The organism is Micromonospora sp. LOL_023, from assembly GCF_048060115.1.
GTDB lineage: Bacteria > Actinomycetota > Actinomycetes > Mycobacteriales > Micromonosporaceae > Micromonospora_E.
In genome coordinates, this window is sequence record NZ_JBHMIM010000016.1 from 1 (window position 1) to 23,992 (window position 23,992).

At 69.1% G+C, this 23,992-nt stretch carries 20 protein-coding genes, 2 tRNA genes and 1 pseudogene; 10 read left to right on the top strand and 13 right to left on the bottom strand.

Going from position 1 to position 23,992, the window contains the following annotated elements:
- Positions 1–102: 102 nt before the first annotated feature.
- Positions 103–1,704, top strand: a pseudogene (locus ACFHVL_RS11005) (glycosyl hydrolase); the annotation flags it as partial.
- 69 nt (positions 1,705–1,773) lie between these two features.
- On the opposite strand, the gene ACFHVL_RS11010 reads toward ACFHVL_RS11005, so the two are convergent.
- Positions 1,774–2,643, bottom strand: a complete 870-nt coding sequence (locus ACFHVL_RS11010; protein ID WP_416627490.1) for a serine/threonine-protein kinase — start codon at positions 2,641–2,643, stop codon at positions 1,774–1,776.
- A 90-nt stretch (positions 2,644–2,733) separates the two neighbouring features.
- Complete coding sequence (locus ACFHVL_RS11015) at positions 2,734–3,093, bottom strand: STAS domain-containing protein (RefSeq protein WP_326552554.1); 360 nt, start codon at positions 3,091–3,093, stop codon at positions 2,734–2,736.
- A 529-nt stretch (positions 3,094–3,622) separates the two neighbouring features.
- On the opposite strand from ACFHVL_RS11015, the gene ACFHVL_RS11020 reads away from it, so the two are divergent.
- The 3 genes from ACFHVL_RS11020 to ACFHVL_RS11030 all read left to right on the top strand — a co-directional run bounded on the left by ACFHVL_RS11020 (position 3,623) and on the right by ACFHVL_RS11030 (position 5,332).
- Complete coding sequence (locus tag ACFHVL_RS11020; protein ID WP_416627492.1) at positions 3,623–4,024, top strand: hypothetical protein; 402 nt, start codon at positions 3,623–3,625, stop codon at positions 4,022–4,024.
- Between the two features lie 261 nt (positions 4,025–4,285).
- Complete coding sequence (locus ACFHVL_RS11025; protein WP_416627494.1) at positions 4,286–4,723, top strand: hypothetical protein; 438 nt, start codon at positions 4,286–4,288, stop codon at positions 4,721–4,723.
- A 192-nt stretch (positions 4,724–4,915) separates the two neighbouring features.
- Positions 4,916–5,332, top strand: coding sequence for a hypothetical protein (locus ACFHVL_RS11030; protein ID WP_416627495.1), 417 nt, complete (start codon positions 4,916–4,918; stop codon positions 5,330–5,332).
- Between the two features lie 87 nt (positions 5,333–5,419).
- Here ACFHVL_RS11030 and ACFHVL_RS11035 read toward each other — a convergent pair whose 3' ends face one another.
- Together ACFHVL_RS11035 and ACFHVL_RS11040 are read right to left on the bottom strand one after the other, a co-directional pair.
- Positions 5,420–6,787: a hypothetical protein gene (locus ACFHVL_RS11035; RefSeq protein ID WP_416627497.1), complete on the bottom strand. Its 1,368-nt coding sequence runs from the start codon at positions 6,785–6,787 to the stop codon at positions 5,420–5,422.
- A 658-nt stretch (positions 6,788–7,445) separates the two neighbouring features.
- The gene (locus ACFHVL_RS11040) at positions 7,446–8,201 is read right to left on the bottom strand and encodes a S1 family peptidase (protein WP_416627499.1); all 756 of its coding nucleotides are present in this window, start codon (positions 8,199–8,201) and stop codon (positions 7,446–7,448) included.
- 282 nt (positions 8,202–8,483) lie between these two features.
- On the opposite strand from ACFHVL_RS11040, the gene ACFHVL_RS11045 reads away from it, so the two are divergent.
- Positions 8,484–12,476, top strand: coding sequence for a patatin-like protein (locus tag ACFHVL_RS11045; protein ID WP_416627500.1), 3,993 nt, complete (start codon positions 8,484–8,486; stop codon positions 12,474–12,476).
- 345 nt (positions 12,477–12,821) lie between these two features.
- On the opposite strand, the gene ACFHVL_RS11050 is transcribed toward ACFHVL_RS11045, so the two are convergent.
- Complete coding sequence (locus tag ACFHVL_RS11050) at positions 12,822–14,912, bottom strand: prolyl oligopeptidase family serine peptidase (protein ID WP_416627501.1); 2,091 nt, start codon at positions 14,910–14,912, stop codon at positions 12,822–12,824.
- Positions 14,913–14,926: 14 nt separating this feature from the next.
- Positions 14,927–15,148 carry a hypothetical protein gene (locus tag ACFHVL_RS11055; protein WP_416627503.1) on the bottom strand — a complete coding sequence of 74 codons (222 nt, stop codon included), beginning with the start codon at positions 15,146–15,148 and terminating at the stop codon, positions 14,927–14,929.
- A 73-nt stretch (positions 15,149–15,221) separates the two neighbouring features.
- Between ACFHVL_RS11055 and ACFHVL_RS11060 the strand changes: the two genes are divergently transcribed.
- Positions 15,222–16,814 carry a restriction endonuclease gene (locus tag ACFHVL_RS11060; RefSeq protein WP_416627505.1) on the top strand — a complete coding sequence of 531 codons (1,593 nt, stop codon included), beginning with the start codon at positions 15,222–15,224 and terminating at the stop codon, positions 16,812–16,814.
- 17 nt (positions 16,815–16,831) lie between these two features.
- Here ACFHVL_RS11060 and ACFHVL_RS11065 read toward each other — a convergent pair whose 3' ends face one another.
- A complete protein-coding gene (locus ACFHVL_RS11065) occupies positions 16,832–17,587 on the bottom strand; it encodes an SDR family oxidoreductase (protein ID WP_416627507.1) in 756 nt (251 codons plus the stop codon).
- Between the two features lie 165 nt (positions 17,588–17,752).
- Here ACFHVL_RS11065 and ACFHVL_RS11070 point away from each other — a divergent pair, with 165 nt between their 5' ends.
- Both ACFHVL_RS11070 and ACFHVL_RS11075 read left to right on the top strand, forming a co-directional pair.
- Positions 17,753–18,172: a hypothetical protein gene (locus tag ACFHVL_RS11070; RefSeq protein ID WP_416627509.1), complete on the top strand. Its 420-nt coding sequence runs from the start codon at positions 17,753–17,755 to the stop codon at positions 18,170–18,172.
- Between the two features lie 183 nt (positions 18,173–18,355).
- Entirely contained in the window at positions 18,356–19,264 is a 909-nt protein-coding gene (locus ACFHVL_RS11075) for a hypothetical protein (RefSeq protein WP_416627510.1), read from the top strand.
- Here ACFHVL_RS11075 and ACFHVL_RS11080 read toward each other — a convergent pair.
- Both ACFHVL_RS11080 and ACFHVL_RS11085 read right to left on the bottom strand, forming a co-directional pair.
- Positions 19,249–20,538 carry a D-arabinono-1,4-lactone oxidase gene (locus ACFHVL_RS11080; RefSeq protein WP_416627512.1) on the bottom strand — a complete coding sequence of 430 codons (1,290 nt, stop codon included), beginning with the start codon at positions 20,536–20,538 and terminating at the stop codon, positions 19,249–19,251. The two genes, ACFHVL_RS11075 and ACFHVL_RS11080, sit on opposite strands and share 16 nt — an antisense overlap.
- On the bottom strand, positions 20,538–20,897 hold the full coding sequence (locus ACFHVL_RS11085; protein WP_416627514.1) for a hypothetical protein: 360 nt from the start codon (positions 20,895–20,897) through the stop codon (positions 20,538–20,540). The genes ACFHVL_RS11080 and ACFHVL_RS11085 overlap by 1 nt, the downstream gene beginning before the upstream one ends.
- Positions 20,898–21,328: 431 nt before the next feature.
- On the opposite strand from ACFHVL_RS11085, the gene ACFHVL_RS11090 reads away from it, so the two are divergent.
- Entirely contained in the window at positions 21,329–22,150 is an 822-nt protein-coding gene (locus ACFHVL_RS11090) for an alpha/beta fold hydrolase (RefSeq protein WP_416627516.1), read from the top strand.
- Positions 22,151–22,216: 66 nt separating this feature from the next.
- Here the strand turns inward: ACFHVL_RS11090 and ACFHVL_RS11095 are convergent, their stop codons facing one another.
- Positions 22,217–22,480: a hypothetical protein gene (locus tag ACFHVL_RS11095; RefSeq protein ID WP_416627517.1), complete on the bottom strand. Its 264-nt coding sequence runs from the start codon at positions 22,478–22,480 to the stop codon at positions 22,217–22,219.
- Positions 22,481–22,755: 275 nt separating this feature from the next.
- Between ACFHVL_RS11095 and ACFHVL_RS11100 the strand changes: the two genes are divergently transcribed.
- A tRNA-Ile gene (locus ACFHVL_RS11100) sits at positions 22,756–22,829 on the top strand.
- Between the two features lie 117 nt (positions 22,830–22,946).
- Here the strand turns inward: ACFHVL_RS11100 and ACFHVL_RS11105 are convergent.
- From ACFHVL_RS11105 to ACFHVL_RS11115, 3 genes are all read right to left on the bottom strand, one after another.
- A complete protein-coding gene (locus tag ACFHVL_RS11105) occupies positions 22,947–23,357 on the bottom strand; it encodes a type II toxin-antitoxin system VapC family toxin (RefSeq protein WP_416627518.1) in 411 nt (136 codons plus the stop codon).
- The gene (locus ACFHVL_RS11110; protein ID WP_416627520.1) at positions 23,354–23,632 is read right to left on the bottom strand and encodes a type II toxin-antitoxin system Phd/YefM family antitoxin; all 279 of its coding nucleotides are present in this window, start codon (positions 23,630–23,632) and stop codon (positions 23,354–23,356) included. Before ACFHVL_RS11110 ends, ACFHVL_RS11105 begins: the two co-directional genes overlap by 4 nt.
- Before the next feature lie 190 nt (positions 23,633–23,822).
- Positions 23,823–23,895 (bottom strand) — tRNA-Asn (locus tag ACFHVL_RS11115).
- Positions 23,896–23,992: the final 97 nt, after the last annotated feature.

The window sequence follows — 23,992 nt, forward strand, 5'->3', positions numbered from 1 at the left end:
CGCGCCAACCGCCGCCCACACGACCTCATCACCACCGTGACCAGCAGCTACTCGACTACGCAATGACCCTGGTTCACCGCCAGCCCCGGCAAGGCCGAACGGGTCTTCTTCTACGACCAGGCATGGGGCACCCTGGTCGGCTACCCGGCCTCGTACGGCTCCGACACCGACCTCAACGACCACCATTTCCACTACGGCTACTACATCGCCGCCGCCGCCACCCTGGCCAAGTTCGACCCGACGTGGGCGTCGTCCAGCCAGTACGGGGGCATGGTCAACCTGCTCATCCGTGACGCGAACAGTTGGGACCGCAACGACGCGATGTTCCCGTTCCTGCGTGACTTCGACATCTACGCCGGGCACGACTGGGCGGCCGGACACGGCGCCTTCTTCGCCGGCAACAACCAGGAGTCGTCGTCGGAGGGAATGAACTTCGCCTACGCTCTGATCCAGTGGGGGTTGGCCACCGGCAACACCGCGATCCGCGACGCCGGGCTGTTCGTCTACACCACCCAGTCGGCGGCCATCCAGGAGTACTGGTTCGACTCGTCCGACTCCAACTTCCCGGCAGCGTTCGGGCACCGCTCGGTGGGCATGGTCTGGGGCGACGGCGGGGCGTACGCCACCTGGTTCAGCGCCGACCCGGAGATGATCCAGGGCATCAACATGCTGCCGATCACCGGCGGCTCGCTCTACCTCGGCTACCGGCCGGAGTACGTCGCGACCAACTGGAACGCGCTGGTCACCAACAACGGCGGCCCGCCGACCGTCTGGCAGGACATCCTCTGGTCGTTCCAGGCGCTCGGCGACGGCGACGCCGCCCTGGCCAATCTGCGGGCCAACCCGAACTATCCCGTCGAGGAGGGCGAGAGCCGGGCACACACCTTCCACTGGGTCCGCAACCTGGCCGCGCTCGGCAGGGTCGACACCGGGGTCACCGCGGACACCCCGCTGTACTCGGTGTTCAACCGCAACGGAGCCCGCACCTACGTCGCGGCCAACATCACCGCGGCACCGGTGACGGTCACCTTCTCCGACGGGACCCGGCTGACGGTGCCGGCCGGACGGACGGCCACCGCCGGGGCGTACACCTGGAGTGGCGGCAACGCTGGTGGTGGTCCGATCACCAGCCCGACGCCGTCACCGAGCGTCTCCCCCACCGGCACACCACCACCACCGACCCCGGACCCGACCAACCCACCGGCGACCTCGGATCTGTTCCACCTGCGATCCGACGGCACCCTGACCAACACCACCGGGTCGGCCGCGACGACCGTGACGCTGCCGTCCGCGGGCGGGGCCAACTACGACGGTACGCCACACAACCCGGTCACCTTCCGGGCCTGCGGGTTGACCGGGTCCTACCGGTCGACGGCCACCACGTTCAGCCTTCAGGTGGACGCGGGGACCGCGGTCGGCGCCGGCATCCAGGCACGGGTGTCGTACGACTTCGCCGGCACCGGCACCTACAGCAGGTCGCAGACTTACCACTACTTCGCCACCGACCCGGTGTCGGGCACTGAGTCGTACCGGCAGACCGCCGGCCTGCGCTCCTCCTCCGGTGAGTTCCGGGCGATGAGCAACGGCTGTGTCCGGCTGGAGCTGTGGAACGCGATCGGCAACGCCCCCACGACCGTTCGGGTGGACGCGGCCACGGCAGCGGCCGGGCAGTCGACGGTCCGGGTGCCGTTCCAGCTCGGCTGATCTGGACCGACGACAGATGAGGCCCTTTCCCGACGCGACGGTTGGGGGAAGATGCCTCATCTGTCCCGGTCAGCCTGCGACGGCCTTGACCGGATGATCGCTCGGGCGGTCGACGAGCTCCCAGAGGGCGAACGCGGCCTCGCTGCTGGTCGGCCTGTCCCCCGGTTGTTTACTCATGCACGCACGGCAGAGATCCGCGACGAATCGGGGCAGCCCGGCGACGACCAGCACCGGAGTGGGTGCCAGCGCGCTGAAACGCAGGCCCGGTGCCGGCGACCCCGCAGTGGCGCTGAGGTACGGCGACCGCCCGGTCACCATCGTGTAGAGCAGCACCCCGAGAGCGTAGACATCATCGCCGGGTCGACCGGCACCGCCAAGCGGATGAGCTGGCAACTCGTGCCGGTGGGTGGCGGTCGACCAGCGGACCGGCGGGCGGCGGGAACCGGCGGCGGAGCTGTCGGTCACCGTGGCCAACCCAAAGTCGATGACCTTGGCGCCACCGCTGGTCAACATCACGTTGCTGGTGGTGAGGTCGCGGTGGACAACGCCACGACGATGGGCAACAGCCAGAACGTCCGCCGCGGTGGCGGCGGTGCGTACCGCTTCCCGCCACGGCAACGGACCATCGGCCAGCCGGGTGGTGAGGAGCTGGCCGATCAGCAGCTCCATCACCACGTACGAGGACGTGTAGCCATCGGCGAGTGGCAACTCGCCGACGTCGAAGACCCGCGGCACGCTGGGATGACGCAGGCGCTGGGCGATCAGCGCCTCGCGGCGGATCCCGTCTCGGGCCCGAGTGTCACCGGCGGCGGCCGGAGCGAGCAGCTTGACCGCGCACGGCCGCGCGTTCGCTACGTCAATCGCCTGGTAGACGATGGACACGCCACCTCGACCGATCGGACGAAGTAGGACATAGCGCCACGAAATGGTCGTACCCATCCGCAACCATGTCACGAGGGAATATTTTCCAGCAAGATCAGTTTCGCGACAAGCCTCGCTGAAAAGTATCAACGCGACGCTACCCCAAGCTCAGCGCTGCGGGACCTCGCGCTCGGCGCCATCGCCGACGTACGGCTCCGGTGCGCCGAACAGCCCCAGCAATCCGGTCACCCACAACTGACGGTGCACGAAACGACTCGGTTGTGTGACGACGAGCTTGATGCCACTCACCTCTGCCGCCTGGAAACCGGCCACCATCGCACTGATGCCGACCGAGTCGATGAAGGTCACGAGCCGCATGTTGAGCTGGATCCGGGTCGGCTGGCCCTTGGTCAGCACCGCCTGGATCGCCTCACGCACCTCGTGTGCGGTATCAACGTCGATCTCACCCTGCGGCGAGATCTCCACCACTGCACCGGGCAGCGTCGATGTGACTATCGAAAGGCTCACGCGAGCACCTCCACTCGCCCACCAGGGCGTCTCGTCAGTACGCGGGCCGCGACCGAGGGTATTCCTCTGTGCGCGTCCCCGCCAGCGTTTGACTGGCCAGATCTGCGCCCGACGGCTAAGACATCACTCACAATCAGACATCCCGCATAATAGCCCCCATCGCGTCGAGCAACGCACCGGATACCGGAAGCGACCTGCCATCCCGCACGTGCGTGGTAGCCGAGCGCACCAGCCAGGGGAGCATGACTGGCTGTTGCTCCAACCCTAGCCGCCCATTGCGACAGAACACAGGCTGTCTGCCCACGCCTGCCCCGGGAACGCTACGCGCCCCACGTCCCGGACATCCCCAACCGGCCACCGCGTCCCGGCAGGTCCTCACAACCGACACCCGACCGGCGCGCGACGTTTGGGGCGGTCGCCGGCTGGGCATCCCAGAACAACGCATCGCAACGCAACGCATCGCAACGCGTCGCACCCGCCCGACCTGTCTCCCGCTGGCGGTCGCGGCGCCGGAGGAGGTAGCAGCAGCATGTTCGCGACCAACCTGTTGGAGCGCCGCAGAAAGCCGCAACGAATCACCGACCAGGCATGGGACCAGCTGGTCTCGGCGGTTGGTTCCGCTGGCGACGCGGCCCGCCTGGCCCGCCAGCACACCTCGCACATGGCCAGCGAAGCGGGCCACCGGGTGGGGCCGGCCACCGGAGAAGCCCGGCAGCGAGCGATGGCCGCCGTGGACGCGCTCGCCGGACGACGTCCCGCGATGCCATGGGCGTGGATCGCCGGTGCCGCCGCCGCAGGAGTGGCGCTGGGTTGGCTGGCCGGTGCGATGGCCCGGTCCGCCATCGCGCACCGCGACGGCACCGACTCCGTCGACGGACGGATCGAGTTCGTCGAGGTGGACGAACCGACCGGCTCTTCCTTGCGGCCGTGACCGAGGCATTGCCCAGCACACCTCGATTTCCGGCCGGTAGGGGCGGCACCGATCGCATCGGCGTCACCCCTACCGGCTTTGGCCTTGGTCAAGGAGCCCGGTAGCAGTGGGTTGCCCGACCGGCCGCAAGGTTGCGGCCCGCTCCCCTGCACCTTCCCGGCCCGCTCCCCCGCTTCCCGCACGTTCCCGGCCCGATCCGCAGTGCCCCGGGTGCGGGAGGCCGACGCCAGGCCGGTGAGCCGACGACAGTACGGTGGGTCGGTGGATCGGCGGGACCAGGACGACTGGGCGCGGCAGCGCAAGCGGGCAATCGCGGCGCACGCGGCCGATCAGCGGCAGCGCAGCGCGGCCGAAGCCCGGCAAGCCGTGGCGCTGATCGCCAGCTTCGTCGCCACGGCGCACGAGCAGGGGATCGCCGCACACCGGCTGGTCGCCCGGCCGCACCGGGGCTGGGGTCACTACCGGACCGGCCTGCACGGCTGGTATCTGAAATCGGATCACTCACTGGCCGTGGGCACCGACGGCAACCTCTACCTGTTGACTGTGCTACCAAGCCTGCGTGCCCGGATGGCCGGCGTTCAACTCACCCCGGCACAACCCCGGCTGGTGATCGGCGCAGGCGGTCGCGACGGCGAGTCGATTCCTCTAGCTGTCCTCCTCGAGCGCCGACTGTCCGACGCCGGAGCACAGCTTCCCTGAGCTCCAGCCTGGCGGCGGCGAGAGCACCACCAGGCTGTCCTCGATTGGACAGGCTCATCAATGGTAACTCTCCGTATTTATTCATAGACTTTTAGTTGCGTTCAGATCCGCTGGGGCCCCACGGGCGACGTCATCGATCCCCTTCCGGCAGTTCGCGTCCATGCCGCGACACGCCGCACCCGAGGAGTGCACATGTCTGAACCGACCAGTGCGGAGCTCAGCGCCGCCGTCATCGAGCAACCGCCCGCCACCAAGACCGACCGCGAACGGGCCAGCATCGCCCTTGTCCCCGCCACCACATCCGGAATGCCGCCGACCGCGCAGACGTTCTTCGCCGTCGTCAACGCCGCCGGGGGTCTGGTCCGTGGATTCGGCGCGGTTTCCGCGCTGCGTCTCGCCGTCGGCACCTACCAGGTGGTCTTCAGCCACGATCTGACCGGATCGGCGTACGTCGGCACGATCGGCCTGCCCGGCAGCGTCGGCGCGTCCGCCCCCGGTGAGATCACCGTCGTCGGCCGGGCCGGCATCGCCAACGGCGTCTTCATCCAGACCTATACCAGCGCCGGCGTCCTCGCCGACCGCGGGTTCCACCTGGCGATCTTGTCCTGATCCACCCACCATGCGGTGCAGGGCACGGACTCGATCGAGTCCGTGCCCTGCACCGGCTGGGTCGTTGCGGTTACCCGAAGCGCGTGATCAGTTGACCTGGATCCGGACCGAGTCGAAGGCCGGCGTCTGGTTGGCCCGCTCCGACATCGGCACCCGGTGCGATCCGTCACCAGCCCAGACCGAACACTGCGCGATGCCGGACTGCGGCATCCCAGATACCTGGATCGTCACCTGGTCTGGCTGGGCACCACCGCCGCCGTCCTCGGTCGCCACGAAGAACTCCGGAGCCGGAGCCGGGTCGGGCGCTTCGTCGGTCGAGGGCAGCAGCCGGCACGCGGTGTGGAAGTGACCGCGAGTCAGGCCCTGCTCGTTCAGCAGCGAGCTCTCGACGTAGTAGCCGCCCTGCCCGGCCGGGAGGAAGCGGTCACGGATCAGGTTGCGGGTGCTGACCCGGATGGTGAACGGCTCGTTGGCGTCGACCTCATCCGGGAACTCCGTGATAAGCAGCGACGGGTTGTTGCTGGCGGCGCCGACCTCACCCATCTGGGTGTCGACGCAGCGGTTGCCGATCTGGAAGCCGTCGTGGTCATCCAGGTTGCTGTTCTCACAGCTGTTGGCCAGGATCTCCAGCCCGTTGTTGCCGTCGTCGTTGCCGGCGTCGCCGTCGTCGTTGCCGTCGTCGTTACCGGCATCGCCGTCGTCGTTACCGTCGTCGTTACCGGCATCGCCGTCGTCGTTACCGTCGTTGCCGGCATCGCCGTCGTCGTTACCGTCGTTACCGGCATCGCCGTCGTCGTTACCGTCGTTGCCGGCATCGCCGTCGTCGTTACCGTCGCCTGTCGGCTGGTTGACCAGGTCACAGGTGGCCAGCTCGTCCAGGTCCCGGGGGCGGGGCGCGACCCGCCCGATCGCGATCGCGATCCGGTCGAGGGTGGCGACCCGCGCGCTGGCCAGCGGGTCGAGGATGGCGTTGTTGATGAAGTTCGGCCCGCCCTCGCCGACGCTGTCGGCGAGCCGGTTGTTGGCCTCGTCGATCTGGGACTGCAGCAACTGGAGGTTGTCGGCCACCTCGGTGCGCGCCGCCGCCGGGATCTCCGGCAGCTGGTCCTCGACCGACGGGCAAGCGATGGTCGGAGCGGCGAACACGGTCGTGCCGCTCTCACATTCCTCCAGCGTGGTCTGACCGTCGCCCCAGTGGTGGCGCACCTCGCGCCCGTTCTCCCTGGTCACGGTGGTGGTGACGCCACCTTCAGCAGCAGCGCCGGGGCTGGGCGCGACGCATTCGGAAGATGTTCTCAGCTGGTCGTTCGCCGAGGAGACCTGGGTGACTGCGACGATCCCTGCGAACACAGTGACCGTGCCGAGAACAGCGATGACCCGCTTGCTCCGACCGTTGATGCCGCGCTGGCTTCGGCCACGCGGGGTCGAACTGCGCCGTTGTGTCGACCTGTACATGGGGGGTTACCTACTCCTTCTCGTCGAGGGCGGCGCGGTTGACAGGCGTCGTCCGGTGGAGGCAGCCGTACACTGCTGGTGCTGGTCAAACGGGTGCCTTCAAACGCCACTTCCATTGCCGGGACGAGTTCGCACCACGTTTACGTGTGGCAACGCTAAAAGCGGGAATCCAGGACTGTCAAGCAGACCCTTCCCTTATCTGGGTCGAGTCACCGTTGATGGAAAATTGGCGGGTATCCCTCAACCTGAGGACATCGTACTTTCGGTCAATGCGGGGGGTTCAACGCCGATCCGAAAAGTTCGTTTTCGCAGGTCAGTGGCTTGACGAGCTAGCCGTGGACGATCGGGGCTCCCCACCACCGACAACCCACTGAACACTGCAGGCAACCGCGTGGAGACGGAGCGAATTTGCGAGGAACGAATGTCGTTCGAAGTGAGAAACTCCACGAGTACGCCCCGGGGGACAAGTCAGCAACGACCACCGGCGGGCCGGAATCACTCGCGCGCACAATCGTCGGCGGGCAGCGCTACGACCGCAACCCACCGATCGGCCCAAGCGGTGGCGACAGGACGGCGGACAGTCATACGTTGCCGACGGTCAGGCATGGACGTGCGCCGCACCGGACTCGCCGGTGCGGCGCACGGGTCAAGCGAGGAATCAGGCAGGCAGCCCGCCGACCTGGGTGTTGATCCAGGTACGGATGGACGGCAGGTCACCGTAGATGGACGGGGCGGTCGCGCAGACGGAGCTGTTGTTGCCGGCGCGGCTGGTGGCACCGATCAGGTTCCAACGGCCGGAGACCATCCGCACCTGCGGACCGCCGGAGTCGCCGTAGCAGGCACCGGCGTTTCCGTTGGTGTTGTTGGTGCAGATCTCGTACGTTCCGTTGATTCCCAGGCAGCGGCTGTCGGCCACGATCGAGGTGTCGAGTTCGTGCGCGACCGTCGGTGCCGAGCCACAGCCCCGCGGCGCGCAGGTCTGACCCCAGCCGATGATCCGGGTCGCGGTGCCGACCGCGCCGGAGGTGGTCGGGATCGGAGCCGGCGCGTAGCTGACCGAACTCGCCAGTTGCATCAGCTTCACATCGATCGTCGGGTGGTTCACCGCCCGGATCACCGACACCACGGTGCCGCCGCTGCTGCGGTTGACGCTGCCGACCCGCACCGAACTCGGAGTCGGGCAGTGCCTCGCGGTGACCACCCAGTTCGCCTTGATCAGCGACCCGGTGCAACCGGACGTGTACACGAGGAACGAGTAGTTCTCGGTCGCCGGGCGGCCGTTGACCACCAGGATGCCGATGTCGTCTGCCGTGCTCGACACCGGTGCGGCCTGGGCAGCGGCGGGCATGGCCAGGCTGGCGGCGGCGAGCCCGGTGGCCAGCAGCAGCCGGGACAGGAGCGGGAGTGCCTTCATCGTCGAGGTGTCCTCATCGTCGGGGGGTCCGGGCCAGCCTCGTGGGCGAGCCCGGCGACAGGTGGTGCGCCTGAGCGACAGGCGCTGCTGGGTACCCGGTGCGAACACTATCGACAAAAATAGCAACTTCAATGTGTACGGCTATACCGGTCCCGCCCTATCACGGAGTGATGGGCCGTCGGCGCCTGGCTGTCACAGGGTGAGCTCCTGCTGGTTCCGCTCGCACCGGCCCGACCTCGTGCGACCATCAGGCTGCCTCCCAGCGACCGCCCGGAGGTGATCATGCCGGAGGAGCAATGCGGCCCGTGCGAGCCGCGCAGCACGCTGGACGACCAACCGCCGGAAGCGGAGATGTCGGACGACGAGGCGCAGACCAACCGGCGCGAGCTACGAATTGCGCTCGCCATGCGCGGCGGCGTCAGCCTCGCCACCTGGATCGGCGGGGCGGTGGCCGAGCTGGACGTGCTGCGGCGCACCAAGCCGGGGCTGCAGCGGACGGCCGTTCTGCGCCGCGGGAAGTCCCCGGAGCGCCCGACGCAGCAGCATCGAGCCGAGATCTACGCAAGCCTGCTCCGGCTCGCCCGCTACAACGAAGTGAAGATCGACGTGCTCGCCGGTGCGAGCGCCGGAGGACTGAACGCCGTCGTCTACGGCGTCGCGCAGTGCGCCGGAGCAACCGTCGACGAGGTGCGCGACCTCTGGCTCGACGACGCCGACATGTGGCAGATGCTGCGCAAGCCTCGCCCGGCTGGCCGGGTCCCCTCGCTGCTGGCCGGGGACCGGTACCTGTACCGACGGATCTGTCAGGCGCTCTACAAGCTCCGTGACCGGGGCAGACGTGAACTCGCGGCCGCCGACATGACCGTGGATCTGTCCGCGACGTTGCTCGTCGATCATGATCAGAGCCTGGAACGCAGCCTGGCACAGGGGCAGGCTCAGTTCCACTTCACCCGGCGGACGGCTCCCCTGGACACCGGCGTCACCGACTTTCCCGGGCCGGAGGACCGCCCGGACGCCACCGACCACCCCGGCGACGAGCCACCGCACCCGGTCAAGTTCCGCCTCGACCGGCTCGCGCTCGCCGCCCGGGCCACCTCGTCGTTCCCGGGAGCGTTCGAGCCCGCGTCGATCCACGCAGTCGCCGGCCACCAGTACAAGCTGGAGTACGGCAGCGGCGCCGACCGGACCGCGGTGCCCGAGATGTCGCTGGTCTTCTCCGGGTTGCGCCCCGAGAAAACCAGCCTGCATCTGAACTCGAAACCGTTCCACGTCGTTGACGGCGGCATCTTCGACAACATCCCGATCCGCCGGGCGTTGCTGGCGATCTGTCGGACAGCGGCCTCGTCCCCGACTGACCGTCGGCTGGTCTATCTCGATCCGGACCCGTCGCCATCCGCGAAGGCCGCAAGCCGGCACGATGAGAAAGGGGCGGTGCATTGGCTTCGGGTCCTCTTCCGGGCCATCGCCCTAAAACAGCGTGCGGAGACCGAAGAAGAGGAACTTGGGGCGATCCGCAGTACCAACGATATCGGATCGGCAGCCCAGATCCGGCAACACCTGCTCACTCAGCAGGTCTCGATGACCGAGCGGGGCCGGTCACGACGATTTGGCACGGGAAATTCATGTAACTGTCGGATCTGCCGGCTGGTCGCCGGCAACAGATCGGGCACACCGGACAGTCAGTCGCTCCCACCGGCAGCGAAACAGTACAGCGAATACCGTCTCTCGGTCGACGCGCAGAAGATCGCCGAGATCCTGACCAAGCCGTCAGAATACTCGATCGGCAGACCGGCATTGTCCGGACCATACCACGTGCTCGGCGAATACGAAGCCCTACACATCCGGAGCCAACTGGCCGACATATACCACACAGCCGAACCGGAAACCGATCCCCGCGAGATCACCAACGAGCACAACGAATTGCAGGACATCGAGGCCGCCTACGGCGCCATCATGCTGATGATCGCCTGGATACGCGCGCTGGAGGAGAAGAACAGAAACTCCCGGTACGACGACACGAAGGAATTCGACGAAGCATGCGACCAGCTCTCCCGTACCAAGCGGAAGTCGTACCGGCTCCTACTGGTGGCCGACCATATCCGCGACCTCGCCGGCGCCGAGCTGCTCCGCGACTTCCAGGGACCGGGTGGCCCGCTGGAAAATCCTGACCTGGCAGCTGCCACCCGGCGCGCCCGTGCGCTCCAAAAAGGACTACACGGGCTCGGCGGCGACCTGGATCGGGCGATACGCGACGACGGACATGACGAACGCTCCTTCAACCGGCGACTTCTTGAACGCTACCCCACGAAGTACATGGCCAAAGAGGTAAGCCTCACCGAAGGCGGTAGGACAAACGCCCTCGATGACATCTGGCGGATCGCGGAGGAGCTCCGCTGCGGTTTACTCGAGCAGGGCGGCTCCATCGCCCACCGCCCCTTCAACCCGGGCGTATGCTCCGACGACCAGCGCAGCTGGTGTGATTCCGCGTTCTACGACATTCATGACTGCGACATCCTCAAGAACCTGGAGATCAAGAAGCTGCACACTCTGTTCGCGGTCGCCGGCGGCATACCGGGCGTACAGCCGGTCATCCACTACCACAAGATCACCGGCAGTCAACGCAGCCCGCTGCAGGGCAAGTTCCGCAACATCGACTACAGCGAACGCCGAAAGCGGCTGACCGAGTGGCTGAAAAACGGCCAGCTCGATCCGACCGAGCCGGTCATCAACTCCCGCGCCAAACTCGCCGGCACCACGCTGCACAACTTCGGCGGATTCCTCCGCCGACCGTGGCGCGCGAACGACTGGGCCTGGGGGCGGCTGGACGCCGCAGCCGGCATCACGGACATGATCGTCGACAAGCTCTGCGGCTGCTGCGACAAATCGGAGCTCGACCGCGCCTGGCGGCGCTGGGTGCAGGAGCCCGTCCCTGGCGTCTCCGGTCGGGACTGGCGCCAGATTCTCACCGGCCACAGCGGGGATCTGCCGGCCCAACCCACCGGCCCGAGTCGGCTCCAACCGGACCAGCGTGAATGTCTCAAGAACGCCCTGAAGTGCTGGCTGCAGTACCAGATCCTGCTGGAGGAGGACGACGATGCCAAGGAGTCCGGTCAGACCGAATCCGACCAGCCTCGGCAACGACCGGCGACGGATCACTGGGAACAGCTGACCAACCGGGTCTCCCGCGGCAACGAGGGCATCAGCGATCTTCCGGTCGCCTACCGGTACGGACTGGTCAGCCGGGTCGTCCACCTCTGCTACCGAGCCGCCTGGCCGGTCAGCGGCGGCTGGCTACCGTGCATCAGCCGGCTGCTGTTGCTGGCGGGACGCCCGCTGATCGTGCTGCTGCCGTTGGCTGCCGACCCGATCCGCGCCGCGACCACCGTCCTGCTGTTCCTCCTCGGCTACGCCGCTGTCGGCGACGCGTCGGCCGACGACGGCACCCGACCCGGTTGGCTCGCCGGAGTCGCCGCGCTGATGGCGGCCGTGCTCATCGGTGTCGGCTGGGTACGAGGATTCGGCAACTGGGCACGGCTGAGCCGGGAAACCGAATCCTGGGACGAACACTGGTACAAGATCGGCAGTGAAATGTCGCGCTGCGCCCGACGGTGGAGGGTGCTGGGACTGGCGCTGGCAGCGGTCTTCGCCGTCAGTGGCGCCGCGATACTCCTGCGCTGGCCGGCCAACCAGCCCATGGAGGACCGTCCGGAGTCGCTGGCGATCATCGGCACCATCGTTGCCGTCACACTGTGGTGGCTGGCCCATCGGCATGACCCGGCCCGAATCCCGTTGCCACAGCTGGGTCGACGGAAACGACCGTACGCGCCGGAGTGGAGCGCGGCCAACCACCGTCGGCCCGTCCCGACCAGCCGCGCGATCCTCACCGGTACGGTGCTGTTCGTGTTACTGCCGGTCGTCGTCTGGAAACAGCCCCGGCAGCTGCTCGAAGGTATCGCCACGGAGCCGCTGCACCTGCCGATCGGCGGGGTGGAGATGATCATCCACGGCGTACCGGAGGGGCATTTCCCGGCCATCGGGGTCGGCCTGCTCACGGCCGCGCTCACCACGGTCCTGCTCTGGGGCTGGATCCAGCGTCGGTGGGCGGTCGCCGCGACGCTCGGCACCGGAGTCGCCGTCGGAGTCGCCGCCGGTGTGCTCTTCGACGGAGGGATCAGCGGCGGCCAGCTCACCATGATCCTTGTCATTTGGGCGTCATGCATGGCCGTGGTCACGGTGTTCCTACCCGTCCGCGACCGGGCACCCGGCATCACCTGAGCAATCAGCCGGCCGGCTCGCCGTCGAGCAGTGCCCGCACCCGGGCTAGCCAGCGAGCACTTCACCGACACCGGCGAGCGGCCCATCGGGCAGCAGCGTGCCGACGGCGATTGTTTCCGACGTCTGCCTGAACGCCGAGGCAGCGGTCAGAGCCGATCACCGACGCTGGTACGAAGCGGCAGCGCTGTGGCTGCCGCTGGACGGCGCTGTCGCCGGCCTGAGCGCCACGTGCCGGTCGCAATCCAGGAACGTCGCTGACTCATCGGCTGGAGACTGGCTGACGTCGGCTGGCCCGCATAGCGTCAATCAGCCTCCACCCGATGTGGCCCCGCCGCGAGGTGGACCTCACCGCGTCGTCGGCAGGCTTTCGGCCGGGGACGGGCGCTGGTCGGTCAGGGTACGCCAGACGAACTCCAGCAGCAGCGCCCACTTGAACGCCTGCTGGGCGTTGTCCGCAGCCGCCGAGTGTCCCCCTTCGACGTTCTCGTGGTAGGTCACGTCGTGGCCGTACTCCTGCAGCCGGGCGACCATCTTGCGCGCATGCCCGGGGTGCACCCGGTCGTCGCGGGTCGAGGTCAGAAACAACGACGGCGGGTACGCCCGACCGCGCGCGATGTTCTGGTACGGCGAGTACTCCCGGATGAACGCCCAGTCGGCCGGGTCGTCGGGGTCGCCGTACTCGGCCATCCAGGAAGCTCCGGCGAGCAGCTTGTGGTAACGGTGCATGTCCAGCAGCGGCACCTGGCCGACGACCGCGCCGAACAGCTCGGGGTAGCGGGTCAGCATCACGCCCATCAGCAACCCGCCGTTGCTGCCGCCGTAGATGCCCAACTGCTCCGGGGTGCTCAGGCCGCGGGCGACCAGGTCGGTGGCGACGGCGGCGAAGTCCTCGTACGCGCGGGGCCGGTTCTCCCGCAGCGCGGCGGTGTGCCAGCGCGGGCCGTACTCGCCGCCGCCCCGGATGTTGGCCACCACGAAACTGCCGCCCCGGGCCAGCCAGCCGGTGCCGATCACCCCGCTGTAGGCCGGCGTCCAGGCAATCTCGAAGCCGCCGTACCCGGTCATCAGGGTCAGCCCGGCAGCCGGTCCGGGATCGGCGGTCTCCCCCGGGGTGACCAGGAAGTACGGCACTTCGGTGCCGTCGGCGGAGACGGCGAAGAACTGCCGGACGGTCATCTGGTCGGCGTCGAAGAAGGCCGGCCCGGTCTTGACCGGCTGCGTCGGGCCGTCGACGCTGCCGTGCAGCAGTGTCGGCGGGCGGGTGAACCCGGCGGTGTGCAGCAGGAACTCGTCACCGAGGTCCGGCTCGGTGTCGGCGACGTCGGTGTGGTCGAATCCGCCGGCGTCGCGCAGCATCCGCCGCTGCCAGCCGTCGTCTCCGGGGGTCAGTACGGTGATCTCGCTGCGTACGTCGGTGAGGGTCACCAGCAGCAGGTGGTTACGGGTCCAGGCGTGGTAGCTGTAGGCGCTGCGCTCGGTCGGCTCGAAGACCGTGGTCAGCTCGCGCTTACCGGCGAGGAACTCGTCGAGCGGGGTGACCAGCACAGCCCCGGCGGGATAGGTGACGTCACCGGCCTGCCAGGCGTTGCGCAGCTCGATCAGCATCCACTGCCGGTGCAGGTCGATCTCGGCGTCGTCGGGTACGTCGACGAGCTCCCACTCGCCGTCGGGCCGCAGCAGGAAGGTGCGGTTGCGGAAGAATTCGGTACGCCGTACCACCAGGTCGCGCTGGTAGCCGGGGGTCGGGTCGTGCACCGCGACGACGGAGACGTCGTCGGCCTCACCGGCGAACACCACCTCAGCGTCGGCGAGCGCGGTGCCGCGACGCCATTTCCGGACGGTACGGGGGTAGCCGGAGGTGGTGAGGGTCCCGGGGCCGAAGTCGCTGCCGACGTAGATGTGGTCGGCGTCGATCCAGCAGACGGAGCTCTTGGCTTCCGCCACGGTGAAGCCGTCGGCGACGAACTCCCGGGTGGTCAGGTCGAACTCGCGGACCACGGCGGCGTCGGATCCGCCCCGGGAGAGGCTGACCAGGGCGCGTTCGTACCCCGGCCGTAGCACGTAGGCACCTTTCCATACCCAGTTCTCGTCCTCGGCTCGGGCGAGGGCGTCGAGGTCGAGCAGGACCTCCCAGCGGGGCTGTGGCGCGCGGTAGTCCTCGATGGTGGTCCGCCGCCACGTCCCGCGCGGATGCTCGGCGTCCTGCCAGAAGTTGTAGAGGTGCTCGCCGCGCCAGGTGGGGTCGGGGATCCTGTCGACGGAGTCGAGGACCTGCCGTATCTGGTCCCGTAGCTGGGCGAAGGCCGGAGCTTCGGTCCAGGTCGCCGCGGTGGCGAGGTTGTGTCCACGGACCCAATCGAGGGCCGCTTCACCGTGCACCTCCTCCAGCCACCGGTACGGGTCGCGGCCACCAGCCGCCATGTCGTCGTCCGCCACCCCGTCCGCCTTCCCTACCCGTCACCACCGGCCCGCTCGGCGGAGGTACGCACAAGGATAGGCAACCGGACCGCTTCGGACGCACCGGTGAGCCGGGTGCGCGCGGCCGGGTTGGCACCACCGGACGCGGGAGGTTGCGCCGGGCGGTCGGCCAGATCACCGTCCTCCTCGCCGAGGGCCCGTAGCGAACCGGTCGGGGTGGTGGGGCGCGAACCGCCGCCACCAGCGCTGGACACTGGACGCTACTGTGACGTTCGGACAAGATTGACGCACGTCCAGTGATGGCCGGCGCGACGATCGGGGCGACACATGAGCAGCATGCGGGAAATGCAGCGGGCGCACGCACAGCAGGTGCACGCCCAGCAGCGGACCCAGGCCTTCGCGTACCGCCAGCATCAACAGCTGGCCTGGGAGGCCGAGCACGCCAGGCAGGCCGCCGAACGCGCGGCCGCCGAGGACGAGCGCCAACGCAAGCGGCTGTTCACCGAAGCCCGGCTGGCCAAGGTGGCGGCGGCGAACGGCAACATCCGCTCCCGGTTGGAGGAGCTGGAGGAGCTGCTCGCCGAGACTCTCGCGGTCGACGACCACATCGACCTCAACCGGCTCAAGCGCAGCACCACCCCACCCCCGTTCGATCCCGGGAAGCTCGCTACTCCCCTGTCGCCGCCGCAGTGGCAGGACTTCGCCCCGCCCGCGCCGGCCGGACTGGGCAAGATGTTCGGCGGCGAGGCCCGCCACCAACAGCAGGTCACCGAGGCGCAGCAGGCCTTCGAGCAGGCCAAGGTGCAGCACGAGGCAGCCGAGACGCAACGCCGGCGGCTACTTGCCGCCGCCGAGGAACGCCACCACCAGCAGAGCGAGAAGTTGGCTGCGAAGGTCGCCGCGCACAACGCGGCGATCGACCGCTTCTCCGCCGTCTTCGCCGCCGCGGATCCGAAGGCCGTCGTCGAGTACTTCGGCCTCGTGCTGGGCAACTCCGTCTACCCGGACGACTTCCCGCAGCGGTACCGGCTGGCCTATCTGCCGGAATCGCGCCAACTCGTGGTCGAGTACCAGCTCCCCACGGTGGGCATCATTCCCCGGGTCCACGAGTACCGCTACCTGCCCGACGACGACGAGGTCACGGCGGTCGGTCGCCCGGCCGCCGACATCGTCGAGCGGTACGCCGACGTGATCACCCAGATCACCCTACGGACCGTGCACGAGCTGTACGAAGCGGACCGCACCGGGTTGATCGAGACGGTCACCCTCAACGGGATCGTCGACACGCTCGACCCGGGCACTGGGCGGCGGGCCCGCCCGTGCCTGGTCAGCCTGCGTACCAACCGGGCGGAGTTCGTGGCGATCAACCTGGCCAAGGTCGACCCGGCCGCCTGTCTGCGCCGGTTGCACGCCCGGCTGTCGGATCACCCGGCCGGTCTGGACCCGGTGACACCGGTGATCGACTTCGACCAGGTCGACAAGCGCTTCGCCGACGAAATCGACGTGCTGGCCGACCTCGATCAACGGCCGAACCTGTTGACCATCGCGGCCGACCAGTTCCAGCAGCTGATCGCCGACCTGTTCACCCGGCTCGGGCTGGAGATGCGGCAGGTCCGCACAACCTCCGACGGCACGGTGGAATGCATGGCGCACGATCCCCGCCCGCTGTTCGGCGGCAAGGTCGTCGTGCTGGCCCGACGCGGCGGCGCCACGGTCGGCGTGTCAGCGGTCCGCGACCTGTTCGGCGTCGTACAGGCCGAGAACGCCTCGAACGGCATCCTGGTGACCACTGCCGGCTATGTGCCAGCGGCATTCGACTTCGCCTCCGGCAAGCCGCTGGAGCTGATCGACGGGTCGGCGCTGCTGCACATGCTCGCCGAGTCCGGTGGCGTCAAGGCCCGCATCGACGACCGCAGCTGAGCGCGGCGGGGTCACGGTCAGGCGGTGTGCCCGCCGTTGACGGTGATCCGTTGCCCGGTGACGTAGGCGGCGGCCGGCGAGGCCAGGTAGCAAACGGCCGCCGCGACGTCCGTCGGCGTGCCGACGCGTCGCAGCGGCACCTCGGCTGCGTACGACCGCAGCGACTCCTCGGTGCTGCCAGCGTGCCGTTCGACCGGGATCCAACCCGGTGCGACCAGGTTGACGGTGATGTTCGACGGGCCCAGCTCACGGGCCCAGACCCGGGTGAGGCCGATCTGTGCGCCCTTCGCCGCGGCGTACGCCGACCAGCCTGGCAGTCCCCGGTCGAACATGTCAGTGCCGATCTGGATCACCCGGCCACCGCCGGCCGAACGCATTCCCGGTAGCACCGCCTGCACCAGCAGGGTCGGGCTCTTCACGAAGAACGTCAGCTGGTCGAGGTGGTCCTGCCAGGTCAACTCCTCGATCCGCCGCTCCGGTTGGGGGCCGGTCGCGTTGGCCACCAACGCCCGGACCGGGCCGAGGCGCTCGGCCACCGAAGCCACCAGGTCCGCGACGGCGGCCTCCTGCGTGACATCGGCACCGAACGCGGCGGCGGTGCCACCAGCGGACCGGATGGTGTCGACCACGGCCGAGGCGCCGGCGGCGTCCGAGCGGTAGTTGACCGCGACCGTCCAGCCGGCGGCCCCCAGGGCCTGGGCGATCACCCTGCCCAGCCCGCGGGATGCCCCGGTGACCAGGGCCACACCTGGATCCTGCTTGTCGTCCGTCACCGGCCCATCCTCCCCCGACTGCCCGGATCGCCGCACCTCCGCACAGCCCCCCACGCCGATAGCGCCGTCTCGGTGACGGGAGCGCCCGGCTCGGTGCCACCGGTCACTCGTCTGTTGCGTCACGGTCTACGCCGACTCGGCGGGCGACGCGTTACATTTGTCAGCATGTCGGGCGGCTCGGGACACCTTTCACCACTGTGGTGGGTGGCCCGTCGGTCCATCAGGATGCTGACCTGCCTCGCCATCGCGGTCCTGGCTCTGTCGGCCGGATCCGCCGATCAGCCGTACCGGTCCTGGGGGGCGACCTCACCGGCACATGTGGTGACCCTGCCGCCGTCGGCGGCCGTCCAGGGCACGGCACCGGCCGACCTCACGGAGTCGACCCGACCCGGCACGGCACTGAGCCAGGACACGACGGATGCTCGCGGCCCCGGCCCGATCGACTTCGCGACGCGAGCCACACGGAGCCTGACCGGGTACGCGCCGGACAGCGCCGCCCAGGAGCGGACCGGTCCCGCCGATGCCGGCCTCGCGTCAGGTCCGGCATCGCAGGTCGCCGGGCCACGCGCTCCGCCGCGCCGCTGACCCGCTCGGACGTACCCGTCCGCTTCTCCGACTGACTGACGTCAGAGGTACCCCGGCTGCAGCACGCCGCCGGCGACCCTGGCCAGCCTCACCCGGCTCGGCCAACTGCCGCGGCCCGGCGTCCCACGAGCACCGCGCCGGGCCGCTGCCACCCCGCTGCCCGCCTTGACCAACGAGGTAACGATGACCGATCTCCCCTTGGCCACCGCGATCTGGGCCGGAATGCTACTTTCGGCAGGATTCGCGCTCACCCTGCTCATGTTTCGCACCCAGCAGGCATCGGCAAGCACCGGCACGATGCCGGCACCAGCACCTGGTCGGCTGCCGGCATGGGTAGCCCGACTGGCGGTCGGCCTGGCCGAGGGGCCCAGGTGGCTCGGCCGCCGGCTCCGGCGGCGAGGGCACCGCGTGGAACAGGCCCGTGACGCTCACCGATACGCCGGTGAGGTCGCCGTCGCCGCCGCACGTGCGGAGCAGACGGTGCGCCGCCAGCACGCCGAATGGCTGGCTGTCCAGGCTGAGGTCGATGTCGCCTGGCAGGAGTTCGACGACGCCGACCAGGCGGTGCGGCGGCTGGCCTCGACAGCGACGCTGCCGACCCCGGACACCGCCAGGACACCGGCCGAGTACGCCGACCGGGAACGCTACCTGCACCGCACGGCAATGAGCGCCTACTGGCGGCGGGAGCTGACCGTACGGCAACTGACCGATGCACTGGCCAACCGCAACGGTTGGGATCCACGTAAACACCCGGTGGAACAGGAGTTGGCACTACGAACGGTGATCCGGGACGGCCGGTACCGCGACTACCTGGCCGCCGGTGAACGGGAACGCGGCGCCTGGGCCGCGGTGGAGACTGCTCGGGCGGCGGCCCGGAGCCTACGGGCCGAGGCGATTGCCGCCGACGGCGAGGCGTGGCGGCTGCGCAGGTGGCGCCCGCCGGTCGCCGACGACCCGGCCGGCACCGGCGGCGCGGGCACGGTCGCCACGCCAGCGGCTGTCCCGGTCGGCGCGACAGCGGCCGCCGGCAGGCCTGCCGGCACGGGCCACCGGCTGGCGGCCGGCGTGCTGCCGGGTCAGCGCGGGAAGTAGCGGTCCAGAAAGTCGTTACGGAACACTCCGGTCGGGTCGTGCCGGGCCAGCAACTGCGCGAAGTCGTTCCACCGCTCGTACCGACCGGCCAGCTCGTCCGGACCGATACCGAACAGCTTGCCCCAGTGCGGCCGGGGTGCGAACGGCGCCAACGCCTGCTCAACGGCGGCGATGACGGGGGCGACCGCCGCCGTGTCGGCGGTCCAGGTGAAGTGGATCGCGACGCCGTCCCGCCGGTGGTTCATGCTCAGCCACAGCTCGTCGGCGGCGACGGTCCGGATCTCGCAGACCTGAAGCACCGGTGCGATCCGGTCCCGGATCGTGGCGACCGCGTCGAGCGCGGCGACCGCGTCGGCCACCGGCACCAGATACTCCGACTGCAGCTCGGCACCGCTGCTCGGGGTGAAGTCGAGCCGGAAATGCGGCAGGCGGGTGTGCCACGGCCCGGCCACCCCCAGCTGGCTGGTGCAGTTCTCCACCGGCATGCCCGGCACGGGATGACGGGGCCCGTCCGCGGCGGTCAGCCCCCACCCGTCGGCGTCCACCGGCGGATGGTCCCGGTCGATCCGCCGTTTCACCCACACCTGGTCGATGTCGGGGCTGGTCCAGTCGGTGAACAGGCTGACGCTGTAGCCGCTGGCCGCGATCCGCGCCCAGTTGTCGGCCAGCGCGTCGCGCGACAACCCCTGGTAGACGTACTGCGCGATCTCGAACGTCGGCTCGATCGCCAGGGTGACACTGGTGACGACGCCGAGCCCGCCGAGGCCGACCACCACGCCGGCGAAGTCGGGGTCGGACCGATCCAGCGCGACGAGGTCGCCTGCAGCGGTCACCAGCTCGATCCCGCGCACCGCCGTGGCGAGGTTGCCGTTGCCCTGACCGGAACCGTGGGTGGCGGTGGCGCAGGCCCCGGCGACCGAGATGTGCGGCAGGGACGCCAGGTTGTGCAGCGCGTACCCACGGGTGTGCAGGTGCTCGGCGAGTTCGCCGTAGCGGATCCCGCCGCCGGCGGTCACCGTCGACGCCACCGGGTCGACGACGACCTCGGTGGGCAGTCCGGCGAGCGAGACGAGCTCGGCGTCGGTGTCGGCGAGCCGGTTGAACGAGTGTCCGGTGCCCAGTGCGCGGATCCGGGTCGCGGCGCCGACGATCCGGCGCAGTTCGTCGACACTGGTGGGCCGGTGGATGTGTCGGGCGGCGAACGTGACGTTTCCCGCCCAGTTGGTGACCGGAACGGCCACGTCCGTTGCCTCGTTGGTGACCGCGTCGGCCATCAGCCGTACCCCTCTCCCCGACCCCGCCCACCGTACCCTGACCACGATCTTCGGATCCCGCCGTCGCAGGCGCCGACCCGGGCCGCGTCGACCCGGCGCGCACCGATACCGTCGAGCACGGACATTCGCCGTACGCGGGTGGCCGCGCCGGCGGCCATCAGCGCGAAGCGGGTCCACAGCCGGCCGGAGAAGGGCAGCGCCACCGTTGCGGCGGTGCCGGCGACGGCCACCATGATCCGCAGCCAGGGATGCCAGTCGGGCTGCGGCCGGACCGTGGTGACCAGCAGCCATCCTCCCCAGAGGAGCAGCCCGGCGCGGGCACGGTCGGTGCGCGGTGCGCGGGCGGTAGCTCGCCGCAACGAGTTCGACGATCGCTATCCACCAGCCGGCGGAACCCACGATGGCCAGCCCGCCGGGCAGCAGGTGGGACCAGGCGCCGCCGCCGCAGCGACGCCGGTGCCGCGATCAGGTACACCAGCGCCAGGACCGACACGGGTCGGGATGCAACGCCGACGGCCTGGTGACCGGATCGGTGCCGCCGCGCCGGGCGCAGACAGTACCGACGTCAGGCAAGGACGCTCGCCCACGCTGCTCGCACGGCGTGCTGCCGCTGTGCACCAGATGTAGGACCGGCGCGCTGTCGGTTCCCCGATGTCGGCTACCTACACCGGTTTGCTTGCCGGGTCTGCGGAGACTCCTTGACTGCAGTGACGGCAGCCCTCGCCGAACGCGACCGGCAGCGCAGCCGCGTCGACCGCGCGGGAGCACACCAACAGTCAGGAGTGACGCCATGGGTTACCTCACCATGCAGGACGGCACCGAGGTCTACTACAAGGACTGGGGCTCGGGACCGACGGTCGTCTTCTCGCACGGCTGGCCGCTCAACGCCGATGCCTGGGACGGCCAGATGCTGTTCCTCGCCCAGCAGGGATTCCGGGTGATCGCTCACGACCGGCGTGGACACGGCCGGTCGAGCCAGTCACCGGACAACAACGACATGAACGGCTACGCGGACGATCTCGCCACCGTCATCGAGGCGCTGGGGATCAGTGAAGCCACCCTGGTGGGCCACTCCACCGGTGGCGGCGAAGTCGCCCGCTACATCGGCCGGTACGGCACCGATCGGGTCGCCAAGGTGGTGCTGATCTCTTCGGTTCCGCCGATCATGGTGCAGACCCCCGACAATCCGGACGGACTGCCCCTTGCGGTGTTCGACGAGATGCGGGCCACGCTGGCAAAGGACCGGTCGCAGTTCTATCAGGAACTGGCGCTGAAGTTCTATGGCGCCAACCGGTCCGGCGCGAAGGTGTCCAAGGGTGTGCTCGACGCGTTCTGGGCAGCGAGTATGCAGGCTGGGCTGTGGAACGCGTACCAGAGCATCGCGGCGTTCTCCGAAACGGACTTCCGGGACGACTTGGCCGCCTTCGACATCCCGACGCTGGTCATGCAGGGCGATGACGACCAGATCGTTCCTATCGAGAACGCCTCGATGAAGACCGCGCAGCTGGTGCCCGGGGCCCAGGAGGTGTACTACCCCGGCGCGCCGCACGGCATCACGGCGACGCACCAGGATCAGGTGAACGAGGACCTGCTCACCTTCCTCAAGAGCTGATCCGGTCCGGGCCGACGCCCGGTCGCCGCTGGAGTCGTTCAGCGGCGACCGGGCTGTCCGGTCAGCTCAGCGCGATCTGGCCGCACCCGGGGGCCAGATCACCTCCACGGCGACGCCACGCCGTCGTGCCGCCGCGACGGCCTCTGCCGTGCCGCCGACTCCGCCCGCGCTTCCGTCCCAGACCGCGAAGAGCAGATCACAACGGTCCAGGACTCGGCGTCCAACCGCCGCGTACGCCTCATCGTCCGAGACCTCACACGCGTACGAGACCGACCGCGCCTGCGCGAGCAGGGCGTCGAAGGCGCGGCGGCGAGCCGGGCGGACCCGCACCGTCGGTAGTCGGGCGGGAAGTACGACGTCGAACGTGGCACCCGCCGGCTGCCCGACCTGGACGGGCTCGTCTGGCCGAAGTACCGCTGGCCGAAGTACCGAGGGTCACCTCGCTGCCCCTCACCGCGCCGGTTGACCGTCAACGAAACGACTATCACCTATGAATGCCAGCCGACTACCCTGAGCTACAAGACGGTTTCGTGACGATCGGCGCAATTCGATCCGACCACAGTGGGACCACGCCGTTCGAGGCGACCGGATAAGATTCCCTCGCCGGGGCGGTAGCTCAGCCGGTTAGAGCAGGGGACTCATAATCCCTCGGTCGCGGGTTCGAGCCCCGCCCGCCCCACTCGAAACGGATGCCCAAACGGAGGGCGCAGGGTCGCAAGACGCAGGCCACGGCCGATGTCGTGGCCTGCGTTGCCGTGTGGCGACCGACTCCGCACCAGGGCAGTGGATTCGTGGGTCAGTTCTGGCCGGGGCTTGCTACGGGCAGTCCTGCTTGCTTGGCGTGATCGAGCAGCCGCCGGTCGTAGGTGACGAAGGCGGTGAGTGCCGTGCCGGACTCGTTGGCCAGTACTTGGGCGGTGGCCAGGTGGATCGCGTCGAGGCTGCGGAGCGTCTGCTCAGCGAACGCGGCTGCGGTCGCACGGATCGTACTGTCGATCTCCAGTCGGAACAGCCGCCCGACGACAGCCGGCACGCCGATCAACGCTTGCGGAGCTGATCGGCGCAGCGCTCTGGGCACTTCCACCTCGACGAGGGCGGAGGAGACCAGCGGCACGTCGTCGTGCTGGTTGAGCCAGAAGACAAGCTCGGCGCTGCACACCTCCTGCCGAACCAGCTTGACGACGGCAGCTGAATCGAGATAGATCACCAGCGCTCCTCGTCACGCATCGCAGCGAGCGAGGCGGCCACGTCCATATTCTCGTCACCGAACTTCGGCGGAAGTGGCACAGATCCGCCGCCGGTGGGGGCAACGGCTCGCCCTGCCGCTACGAACTTGGCCAATATCGACCTGTCGTCGCCTACCGGAACAAGTCGGGCGATCGGGCGTCCGCGATCGGTGATCTCGACGGTCTCGCCGCCACTCACCCGAGCCAACACCTGGCTCGTGTTCTGGTTCAGCTCCCGGACACCGATGCGCTCCATGGGCACGAGTGTAGAACTCAATGTTCTACGGTTCCAGCTCCTGGCCAAGGCGCCTGGATCGACGGACTTTCCCGGTAGCCGCCGCCGACGCAGATGTCCTCGCCGACGCGGGTCGGGTCGGGTCGCCCAAGCGGCCCCGAGGCGGCAGGGCCTACGCCACTCGTACGGTCAGCGATGATCTGGGTGAAAGCTCCCCCGTTTGGACTCGAACCAAAAACCTGCCGGTTAACAGCCGGCTGCTCTGCCAATTGAGCTACGGGGGACCGCTTGCGCCGCCCGGGCGACTGGATCTCCCCAGTGGCCTTGCGACGGGACAAGAGTACAGCAGATCCGGTCGCCGCGGGCGACCGGGTCGGGCGC

Coding starts and splice junctions, on each gene's coding strand:
- ACFHVL_RS11035 (WP_416627497.1), bottom strand. CDS start 6,787: ATGTACAGGTCGACACAACGGCGCAGTTCGACCCCGCGTGGCCGAAGC.
- ACFHVL_RS11080 (WP_416627512.1), bottom strand. CDS start 20,538: ATGGCCGACGCGGTCACCAACGAGGCAACGGACGTGGCCGTTCCGGTC.
- ACFHVL_RS11090 (WP_416627516.1), top strand. CDS start 21,329: ATGGGTTACCTCACCATGCAGGACGGCACCGAGGTCTACTACAAGGAC.
- ACFHVL_RS11075 (WP_416627510.1), top strand. CDS start 18,356: ATGACCGATCTCCCCTTGGCCACCGCGATCTGGGCCGGAATGCTACTT.
- ACFHVL_RS11060 (WP_416627505.1), top strand. CDS start 15,222: ATGAGCAGCATGCGGGAAATGCAGCGGGCGCACGCACAGCAGGTGCAC.
- ACFHVL_RS11070 (WP_416627509.1), top strand. CDS start 17,753: ATGTCGGGCGGCTCGGGACACCTTTCACCACTGTGGTGGGTGGCCCGT.
- ACFHVL_RS11030 (WP_416627495.1), top strand. CDS start 4,916: ATGTCTGAACCGACCAGTGCGGAGCTCAGCGCCGCCGTCATCGAGCAA.
- ACFHVL_RS11040 (WP_416627499.1), bottom strand. CDS start 8,201: ATGAAGGCACTCCCGCTCCTGTCCCGGCTGCTGCTGGCCACCGGGCTC.
- ACFHVL_RS11010 (WP_416627490.1), bottom strand. CDS start 2,643: ATGGGTACGACCATTTCGTGGCGCTATGTCCTACTTCGTCCGATCGGT.
- ACFHVL_RS11110 (WP_416627520.1), bottom strand. CDS start 23,632: ATGGAGCGCATCGGTGTCCGGGAGCTGAACCAGAACACGAGCCAGGTG.
- ACFHVL_RS11020 (WP_416627492.1), top strand. CDS start 3,623: ATGTTCGCGACCAACCTGTTGGAGCGCCGCAGAAAGCCGCAACGAATC.
- ACFHVL_RS11045 (WP_416627500.1), top strand. CDS start 8,484: ATGCCGGAGGAGCAATGCGGCCCGTGCGAGCCGCGCAGCACGCTGGAC.